Source organism: Roseateles sp. T103, assembly GCF_057219915.1.
This window is the reverse complement of the sequence record NZ_JBXVVS010000009.1, coordinates 1-10,000: the sequence shown is the minus strand read 5'-3', so window position 1 is coordinate 10,000 and position 10,000 is coordinate 1. Positions and strand designations below refer to the sequence as shown.

At 52.5% G+C, this 10,000-nt stretch carries 4 tRNA genes and 6 rRNA genes (1 of these 10 cut by a window edge); all 10 read left to right on the top strand.

Features of this window, described 5'->3' with window-relative positions:
• A 16S ribosomal RNA gene (locus tag AC2EBS_RS18185) occupies positions 1-376 on the top strand; it begins 1,153 nt to the left of the window's first position.
• Positions 377-570: 194 nt separating this feature from the next.
• Positions 571-647: transfer RNA gene (locus tag AC2EBS_RS18180), tRNA-Ile, on the top strand.
• 8 nt (positions 648-655) lie between these two features.
• Positions 656-731, top strand: a tRNA-Ala gene (locus AC2EBS_RS18175).
• A gap of 325 nt (positions 732-1,056) precedes the next feature.
• Positions 1,057-3,935 (top strand): 23S ribosomal RNA (locus AC2EBS_RS18170).
• Between the two features lie 170 nt (positions 3,936-4,105).
• Positions 4,106-4,218: ribosomal RNA gene (gene rrf, locus AC2EBS_RS18165) — 5S ribosomal RNA — on the top strand.
• A gap of 378 nt (positions 4,219-4,596) precedes the next feature.
• Positions 4,597-6,125, top strand: a 16S ribosomal RNA gene (locus AC2EBS_RS18160).
• 194 nt (positions 6,126-6,319) lie between these two features.
• A tRNA-Ile gene (locus tag AC2EBS_RS18155) sits at positions 6,320-6,396 on the top strand.
• An 8-nt stretch (positions 6,397-6,404) separates the two neighbouring features.
• Positions 6,405-6,480: transfer RNA gene (locus AC2EBS_RS18150), tRNA-Ala, on the top strand.
• 325 nt (positions 6,481-6,805) lie between these two features.
• Positions 6,806-9,684, top strand: a 23S ribosomal RNA gene (locus tag AC2EBS_RS18145).
• Between the two features lie 170 nt (positions 9,685-9,854).
• Positions 9,855-9,967, top strand: a 5S ribosomal RNA gene (rrf, locus tag AC2EBS_RS18140).
• The 16S, 23S and 5S rRNA genes sit together here with 4 tRNA genes alongside, the layout of an rRNA operon.
• Positions 9,968-10,000: the final 33 nt, after the last annotated feature.

Below are 10,000 nucleotides of genomic sequence, written 5' to 3'. Positions count from 1 at the left end.
ACAAACCGGAGGAAGGTGGGGATGACGTCAGGTCATCATGGCCCTTATGGGTAGGGCTACACACGTCATACAATGGCCGGTACAGAGGGCTGCCAACCCGCGAGGGGGAGCTAATCCCAGAAAACCGGTCGTAGTCCGGATCGCAGTCTGCAACTCGACTGCGTGAAGTCGGAATCGCTAGTAATCGCGGATCAGCTTGCCGCGGTGAATACGTTCCCGGGTCTTGTACACACCGCCCGTCACACCATGGGAGCGGGTTCTGCCAGAAGTAGTTAGCCTAACCGCAAGGAGGGCGATTACCACGGCAGGGTTCGTGACTGGGGTGAAGTCGTAACAAGGTAGCCGTATCGGAAGGTGCGGCTGGATCACCTCCTTTCTAGAAAATGATCGAGCAGTTGCTTGCTGCATGCAGTGAGTGACCAGCAAGATCCATAGCACTCAAATTCACGCGCCCACACTTATCGGCTGTAACACAACAGTGAGTGAACAAAGCGTGAGCCTGCCGAGCTGGCCGTAGGTTGGAAAGACACAGGCGAGCGTCAGAGGAAGGCTCAGGCGCGAAGAACGCGTGGGTCTGTAGCTCAGTCGGTTAGAGCACCGTCTTGATAAGGCGGGGGTCGTTGGTTCGAATCCAACCAGACCCACCACGCACCAAGGGGGATTAGCTCAGCTGGGAGAGCACCTGCTTTGCAAGCAGGGGGTCGTCGGTTCGATCCCGTCATCCTCCACCAATTCACTCGAAAGGTTGGCAAACCTCAGCAAGCACGGCGGTGCTGTTGAGGTTTGCCAGTCTTAGTCTTCTGAAAAGAAGTTGGCTGTTGTTCTTTAACAATTCGTAGAGTCGAATCAGCGTTGTTGGCGGAAAGCCTGCAGTTCGTAAAGGGGCTGCTGGGCACCGTGCCGCCAATGACATTTGATTGCGTCACCAGACTTCAACTCTGACAAGATCAGAGATATTTGAAGAACGGCATAACGCGTAATACTCAAACAATCCAATGAAACAAGATTGGATTGCAGTCCTTGACGACATTGCAGTCAGCGATGTCAAAGTTATAGGGTCAAGTGACTAAGTGCATGTGGTGGATGCCTTGGCGATTACAGGCGACGAAGGACGTGATAGCCTGCGATAAGCTTCGGGGAGCTGGCAAATTAGCTTTGATCCGGAGATTTCCGAATGGGGAAACCCACCTCGCAAGAGGTAACGTATTCTGAATACATAGGGATACGTGGCGAACCGGGTGAACTGAAACATCTCAGTAGCTCGAGGAAAAGACATCAACCGAGATTCCGAAAGTAGTGGCGAGCGAAATCGGAGTAGCCCTCGCGTTTTAGCAGTTGGCATATCAGAACGGAATGGAAAGTCCGGCCATAGCGGGTGATAGCCCCGTATGAGAAATGTTGATTGTGGAACTAAGCGCGAATAGAGTAGGGCGGGACACGTGAAATCCTGTCTGAATATGGGGGGACCATCCTCCAAGGCTAAATACTCGTAATCGACCGATAGTGAACTAGTACCGTGAGGGAAAGGCGAAAAGAACCCCGGGAGGGGAGTGAAATAGATCCTGAAACCGCATGCATACAAAAAGTAGGAGCCCGCAAGGGTGACTGCGTACCTTTTGTATAATGGGTCAGCGACTTACATTCAGTGGCGAGGTTAACCGAATAGGGTAGCCGTAGAGAAATCGAGTCCGAATAGGGCGAATTAGTCGCTGGGTGTAGACCCGAAACCAAGTGATCTATCCATGGCCAGGATGAAGGTACCGTAACAGGTGCTGGAGGTCCGAACCGACTAGTGTTGCAAAACTAGCGGATGAGCTGTGGATAGGGGTGAAAGGCTAAACAAACTTGGAAATAGCTGGTTCTCTCCGAAAACTATTTAGGTAGTGCCTCAAGTATTACCTGCGGGGGTAGAGCACTGTTTAGGCTAGGGGGTCATGGCGACTTACCAAACCTTGGCAAACTCCGAATACCGCAGAGTACAGCTTGGGAGACAGAGCACCGGGTGCTAACGTCCGGACTCAAGAGGGAAACAACCCAGACCGCCAGCTAAGGTCCCTAAAATTGGCTAAGTGGGAAACGAAGTGGGAAGGCTAAAACAGTCAGGATGTTGGCTTAGAAGCAGCCATCATTTAAAGAAAGCGTAATAGCTCACTGATCGAGTCGTCCTGCGCGGAAGATGTAACGGGGCTAAGCCAGTTACCGAAGCTGCGGATTTGCACGTAAGTGCAAGTGGTAGGAGAGCGTTCTGTAAGCCTGTGAAGGTGTCTCGTGAGGGATGCTGGAGGTATCAGAAGTGCGAATGCTGACATGAGTAGCGTTAAAGGGGGTGAAAAGCCCCCTCGCCGTAAGCGCAAGGTTTCCTACGCAACGTTCATCGGCGTAGGGTGAGTCGGCCCCTAAGGCGAGGCAGAGATGCGTAGCTGATGGGAAACAGGTCAATATTCCTGTACCGATCTATAGTGCGATGTGGGGACGGAGAAGGTTAGCTCAGCCGGGTGTTGGATGTCCCGGTTCAAGCATGTAGGCGTGCCCTCTAGGCAAATCCGGAGGGCTTAGCTGAGGTGTGATAACGAGTCTGCTTGCAGACGAAGTGAGTGATACCCTGCTTCCAGGAAAAGCCACTAAGCTTCAGCTATAGACGACCGTACCGCAAACCGACACTGGTGCGCGTGATGAGTATTCTCAGGCGCTTGAGAGAACTCTGGAGAAGGAACTCGGCAAATTGACACCGTAACTTCGGAAGAAGGTGTGCCTTTAGTAGGTGAAGTTGTACAAATGGAGCCCAATGAGGCCGCAGAGAATCGGTGGCTGCGACTGTTTATTAAAAACACAGCACTCTGCAAAGACGAAAGTCGACGTATAGGGTGTGACGCCTGCCCGGTGCTGGAAGATTAAATGATGGGGTGCAAGCTCTTGACTGAAGTCCCAGTAAACGGCGGCCGTAACTATAACGGTCCTAAGGTAGCGAAATTCCTTGTCGGGTAAGTTCCGACCTGCACGAATGGCGTAACGATGGCCACACTGTCTCCTCCAGAGACTCAGCGAAGTTGAAATGTTTGTGATGATGCAATCTCCCCGCGGAAAGACGGAAAGACCCCATGAACCTTTACTGTAGCTTTACATTGGACTTTGAACAGATCTGTGTAGGATAGGTGGGAGGCTTTGAAGTGAGGACGCTAGTTCTCATGGAGCCGACGTTGAAATACCACCCTGGTGTGTTTGAGGTTCTAACCTTGGCCCGTGATCCGGGTTGGGGACAGTGTATGGTGGGCAGTTTGACTGGGGCGGTCTCCTCCCAAAGCGTAACGGAGGAGTTCGAAGGTACGCTAGGCACGGTCGGAAATCGTGCTAATAGTGCATAGGCATAAGCGTGCTTGACTGCGAGACTGACAAGTCGAGCAGGTACGAAAGTAGGACTAAGTGATCCGGTGGTTCTGTATGGAAGGGCCATCGCTCAACGGATAAAAGGTACTCTGGGGATAACAGGCTGATACCGCCCAAGAGTTCATATCGACGGCGGTGTTTGGCACCTCGATGTCGGCTCATCTCATCCTGGGGCTGTAGCCGGTCCCAAGGGTATGGCTGTTCGCCATTTAAAGAGGTACGTGAGCTGGGTTTAAAACGTCGTGAGACAGTTTGGTCCCTATCTTCCGTGGGCGCTGCAAGATTGAGAGAGCCTGCTCCTAGTACGAGAGGACCGGAGTGGACGCACCTCTGGTGTATCGGTTGTCACGCCAGTGGCATCGCCGAGTAGCTAAGTGCGGAAGAGATAACCGCTGAAAGCATCTAAGCGGGAAACTCGTCTCAAGATGAGTCTTGCCGGGGCCTTGAGCCCCCTGAAGGGTCGTTCGAGACCAGGACGTTGATAGGCTGGGTGTGGAAGCGCAGTAATGCGTTAAGCTAACCAGTACTAATTGCCCGTGAGGCTTGACCCTATAACTTTGACAGTCCCCGACTGATCAAAGGACGAGGTTACAAGTTATACCGTTCTTCAGTTCTGAAGACGCAATCAAATCAAAGCTGATTCACGCACCGTACGCTCCCGCGTATAATGCAACTCTACGAATTGGGTTGGCTGAATACCTCAGCCAGCCAACAAGTTAAGCCTGACGACCATAGCGACTTGGTCCCACTCCTTCCCATCCCGAACAGGACAGTGAAACGAGTCAGCGCCGATGATAGTGCGGATTCCCGTGTGAAAGTAGGTCATCGTCAGGCTAATATGACGAGCCGCCCGGTCGACTGACCGGGCGTTTCTATCTGTGCCAGCAGATATAAGCGCTTTGCTAGTTCTTATATCTGCTGGCGGCATCAATAGATGCTGCCCAGAGGCTCGAAATCAAGATTTATTCAAAAATTCTTGACGGCTGATTTGAAAGTCAGTCATAATTCGATTCTTCGCTGATCACTGATTGGCGGCGCGAAAGACAGTAGTTGATCGCGATGTTCTTTAAGAATTCACAGCCGATAAGCGTGGGCGTTTGAAGGCGAGTGCGGGTTCAGAGATGAACCGGTCCTTTGGACTTTAAACGCTCACGGAAAGAGAATGAAGCTATGTAGATAGTCTTTGTTCGATTCCGTTGAGTAATCAAGATCGAACTGTAGAGTTTGATCCTGGCTCAGATTGAACGCTGGCGGCATGCCTTACACATGCAAGTCGAACGGTAACGCGGGGCAACCTGGCGACGAGTGGCGAACGGGTGAGTAATGTATCGGAACGTGCCCAGTTGTGGGGGATAACTACTCGAAAGAGTGGCTAATACCGCATACGACCTGAGGGTGAAAGCGGGGGATCGCAAGACCTCGCGCAATTGGAGCGGCCGATATCAGATTAGGTAGTTGGTGGGGTAAAGGCTCACCAAGCCGACGATCTGTAGCTGGTCTGAGAGGACGACCAGCCACACTGGGACTGAGACACGGCCCAGACTCCTACGGGAGGCAGCAGTGGGGAATTTTGGACAATGGGCGCAAGCCTGATCCAGCCATGCCGCGTGCGGGAAGAAGGCCTTCGGGTTGTAAACCGCTTTTGTCAGGGAAGAAATCTTCTGGGCTAATACCCTGGGAGGATGACGGTACCTGAAGAATAAGCACCGGCTAACTACGTGCCAGCAGCCGCGGTAATACGTAGGGTGCAAGCGTTAATCGGAATTACTGGGCGTAAAGCGTGCGCAGGCGGTTATGCAAGACAGAGGTGAAATCCCCGGGCTCAACCTGGGAACTGCCTTTGTGACTGCATGACTAGAGTACGGCAGAGGGGGATGGAATTCCGCGTGTAGCAGTGAAATGCGTAGATATGCGGAGGAACACCGATGGCGAAGGCAATCCCCTGGGCCTGTACTGACGCTCATGCACGAAAGCGTGGGGAGCAAACAGGATTAGATACCCTGGTAGTCCACGCCCTAAACGATGTCAACTGGTTGTTGGGAGGGTTTCTTCTCAGTAACGTAGCTAACGCGTGAAGTTGACCGCCTGGGGAGTACGGCCGCAAGGTTGAAACTCAAAGGAATTGACGGGGACCCGCACAAGCGGTGGATGATGTGGTTTAATTCGATGCAACGCGAAAAACCTTACCTACCCTTGACATGCCAGGAATCCTGAAGAGATTTGGGAGTGCTCGAAAGAGAACCTGGACACAGGTGCTGCATGGCCGTCGTCAGCTCGTGTCGTGAGATGTTGGGTTAAGTCCCGCAACGAGCGCAACCCTTGTCATTAGTTGCTACGAAAGGGCACTCTAATGAGACTGCCGGTGACAAACCGGAGGAAGGTGGGGATGACGTCAGGTCATCATGGCCCTTATGGGTAGGGCTACACACGTCATACAATGGCCGGTACAGAGGGCTGCCAACCCGCGAGGGGGAGCTAATCCCAGAAAACCGGTCGTAGTCCGGATCGCAGTCTGCAACTCGACTGCGTGAAGTCGGAATCGCTAGTAATCGCGGATCAGCTTGCCGCGGTGAATACGTTCCCGGGTCTTGTACACACCGCCCGTCACACCATGGGAGCGGGTTCTGCCAGAAGTAGTTAGCCTAACCGCAAGGAGGGCGATTACCACGGCAGGGTTCGTGACTGGGGTGAAGTCGTAACAAGGTAGCCGTATCGGAAGGTGCGGCTGGATCACCTCCTTTCTAGAAAATGATCGAGCAGTTGCTTGCTGCATGCAGTGAGTGACCAGCAAGATCCATAGCACTCAAATTCACGCGCCCACACTTATCGGCTGTAACACAACAGTGAGTGAACAAAGCGTGAGCCTGCCGAGCTGGCCGTAGGTTGGAAAGACACAGGCGAGCGTCAGAGGAAGGCTCAGGCGCGAAGAACGCGTGGGTCTGTAGCTCAGTCGGTTAGAGCACCGTCTTGATAAGGCGGGGGTCGTTGGTTCGAATCCAACCAGACCCACCACGCACCAAGGGGGATTAGCTCAGCTGGGAGAGCACCTGCTTTGCAAGCAGGGGGTCGTCGGTTCGATCCCGTCATCCTCCACCAATTCACTCGAAAGGTTGGCAAACCTCAGCAAGCACGGCGGTGCTGTTGAGGTTTGCCAGTCTTAGTCTTCTGAAAAGAAGTTGGCTGTTGTTCTTTAACAATTCGTAGAGTCGAATCAGCGTTGTTGGCGGAAAGCCTGCAGTTCGTAAAGGGGCTGCTGGGCACCGTGCCGCCAATGACATTTGATTGCGTCACCAGACTTCAACTCTGACAAGATCAGAGATATTTGAAGAACGGCATAACGCGTAATACTCAAACAATCCAATGAAACAAGATTGGATTGCAGTCCTTGACGACATTGCAGTCAGCGATGTCAAAGTTATAGGGTCAAGTGACTAAGTGCATGTGGTGGATGCCTTGGCGATTACAGGCGACGAAGGACGTGATAGCCTGCGATAAGCTTCGGGGAGCTGGCAAATTAGCTTTGATCCGGAGATTTCCGAATGGGGAAACCCACCTCGCAAGAGGTAACGTATTCTGAATACATAGGGATACGTGGCGAACCGGGTGAACTGAAACATCTCAGTAGCTCGAGGAAAAGACATCAACCGAGATTCCGAAAGTAGTGGCGAGCGAAATCGGAGTAGCCCTCGCGTTTTAGCAGTTGGCATATCAGAACGGAATGGAAAGTCCGGCCATAGCGGGTGATAGCCCCGTATGAGAAATGTTGATTGTGGAACTAAGCGCGAATAGAGTAGGGCGGGACACGTGAAATCCTGTCTGAATATGGGGGGACCATCCTCCAAGGCTAAATACTCGTAATCGACCGATAGTGAACTAGTACCGTGAGGGAAAGGCGAAAAGAACCCCGGGAGGGGAGTGAAATAGATCCTGAAACCGCATGCATACAAAAAGTAGGAGCCCGCAAGGGTGACTGCGTACCTTTTGTATAATGGGTCAGCGACTTACATTCAGTGGCGAGGTTAACCGAATAGGGTAGCCGTAGAGAAATCGAGTCCGAATAGGGCGAATTAGTCGCTGGGTGTAGACCCGAAACCAAGTGATCTATCCATGGCCAGGATGAAGGTACCGTAACAGGTGCTGGAGGTCCGAACCGACTAGTGTTGCAAAACTAGCGGATGAGCTGTGGATAGGGGTGAAAGGCTAAACAAACTTGGAAATAGCTGGTTCTCTCCGAAAACTATTTAGGTAGTGCCTCAAGTATTACCTGCGGGGGTAGAGCACTGTTTAGGCTAGGGGGTCATGGCGACTTACCAAACCTTGGCAAACTCCGAATACCGCAGAGTACAGCTTGGGAGACAGAGCACCGGGTGCTAACGTCCGGACTCAAGAGGGAAACAACCCAGACCGCCAGCTAAGGTCCCTAAAATTGGCTAAGTGGGAAACGAAGTGGGAAGGCTAAAACAGTCAGGATGTTGGCTTAGAAGCAGCCATCATTTAAAGAAAGCGTAATAGCTCACTGATCGAGTCGTCCTGCGCGGAAGATGTAACGGGGCTAAGCCAGTTACCGAAGCTGCGGATTTGCACGTAAGTGCAAGTGGTAGGAGAGCGTTCTGTAAGCCTGTGAAGGTGTCTCGTGAGGGATGCTGGAGGTATCAGAAGTGCGAATGCTGACATGAGTAGCGTTAAAGGGGGTGAAAAGCCCCCTCGCCGTAAGCGCAAGGTTTCCTACGCAACGTTCATCGGCGTAGGGTGAGTCGGCCCCTAAGGCGAGGCAGAGATGCGTAGCTGATGGGAAACAGGTCAATATTCCTGTACCGATCTATAGTGCGATGTGGGGACGGAGAAGGTTAGCTCAGCCGGGTGTTGGATGTCCCGGTTCAAGCATGTAGGCGTGCCCTCTAGGCAAATCCGGAGGGCTTAGCTGAGGTGTGATAACGAGTCTGCTTGCAGACGAAGTGAGTGATACCCTGCTTCCAGGAAAAGCCACTAAGCTTCAGCTATAGACGACCGTACCGCAAACCGACACTGGTGCGCGTGATGAGTATTCTCAGGCGCTTGAGAGAACTCTGGAGAAGGAACTCGGCAAATTGACACCGTAACTTCGGAAGAAGGTGTGCCTTTAGTAGGTGAAGTTGTACAAATGGAGCCCAATGAGGCCGCAGAGAATCGGTGGCTGCGACTGTTTATTAAAAACACAGCACTCTGCAAAGACGAAAGTCGACGTATAGGGTGTGACGCCTGCCCGGTGCTGGAAGATTAAATGATGGGGTGCAAGCTCTTGACTGAAGTCCCAGTAAACGGCGGCCGTAACTATAACGGTCCTAAGGTAGCGAAATTCCTTGTCGGGTAAGTTCCGACCTGCACGAATGGCGTAACGATGGCCACACTGTCTCCTCCAGAGACTCAGCGAAGTTGAAATGTTTGTGATGATGCAATCTCCCCGCGGAAAGACGGAAAGACCCCATGAACCTTTACTGTAGCTTTACATTGGACTTTGAACAGATCTGTGTAGGATAGGTGGGAGGCTTTGAAGTGAGGACGCTAGTTCTCATGGAGCCGACGTTGAAATACCACCCTGGTGTGTTTGAGGTTCTAACCTTGGCCCGTGATCCGGGTTGGGGACAGTGTATGGTGGGCAGTTTGACTGGGGCGGTCTCCTCCCAAAGCGTAACGGAGGAGTTCGAAGGTACGCTAGGCACGGTCGGAAATCGTGCTAATAGTGCATAGGCATAAGCGTGCTTGACTGCGAGACTGACAAGTCGAGCAGGTACGAAAGTAGGACTAAGTGATCCGGTGGTTCTGTATGGAAGGGCCATCGCTCAACGGATAAAAGGTACTCTGGGGATAACAGGCTGATACCGCCCAAGAGTTCATATCGACGGCGGTGTTTGGCACCTCGATGTCGGCTCATCTCATCCTGGGGCTGTAGCCGGTCCCAAGGGTATGGCTGTTCGCCATTTAAAGAGGTACGTGAGCTGGGTTTAAAACGTCGTGAGACAGTTTGGTCCCTATCTTCCGTGGGCGCTGCAAGATTGAGAGAGCCTGCTCCTAGTACGAGAGGACCGGAGTGGACGCACCTCTGGTGTATCGGTTGTCACGCCAGTGGCATCGCCGAGTAGCTAAGTGCGGAAGAGATAACCGCTGAAAGCATCTAAGCGGGAAACTCGTCTCAAGATGAGTCTTGCCGGGGCCTTGAGCCCCCTGAAGGGTCGTTCGAGACCAGGACGTTGATAGGCTGGGTGTGGAAGCGCAGTAATGCGTTAAGCTAACCAGTACTAATTGCCCGTGAGGCTTGACCCTATAACTTTGACAGTCCCCGACTGATCAAAGGACGAGGTTACAAGTTATACCGTTCTTCAGTTCTGAAGACGCAATCAAATCAAAGCTGATTCACGCACCGTACGCTCCCGCGTATAATGCAACTCTACGAATTGGGTTGGCTGAATACCTCAGCCAGCCAACAAGTTAAGCCTGACGACCATAGCGACTTGGTCCCACTCCTTCCCATCCCGAACAGGACAGTGAAACGAGTCAGCGCCGATGATAGTGCGGATTCCCGTGTGAAAGTAGGTCATCGTCAGGCTAATATCCCCGCAAACCCCTCTGGATCCAGTCC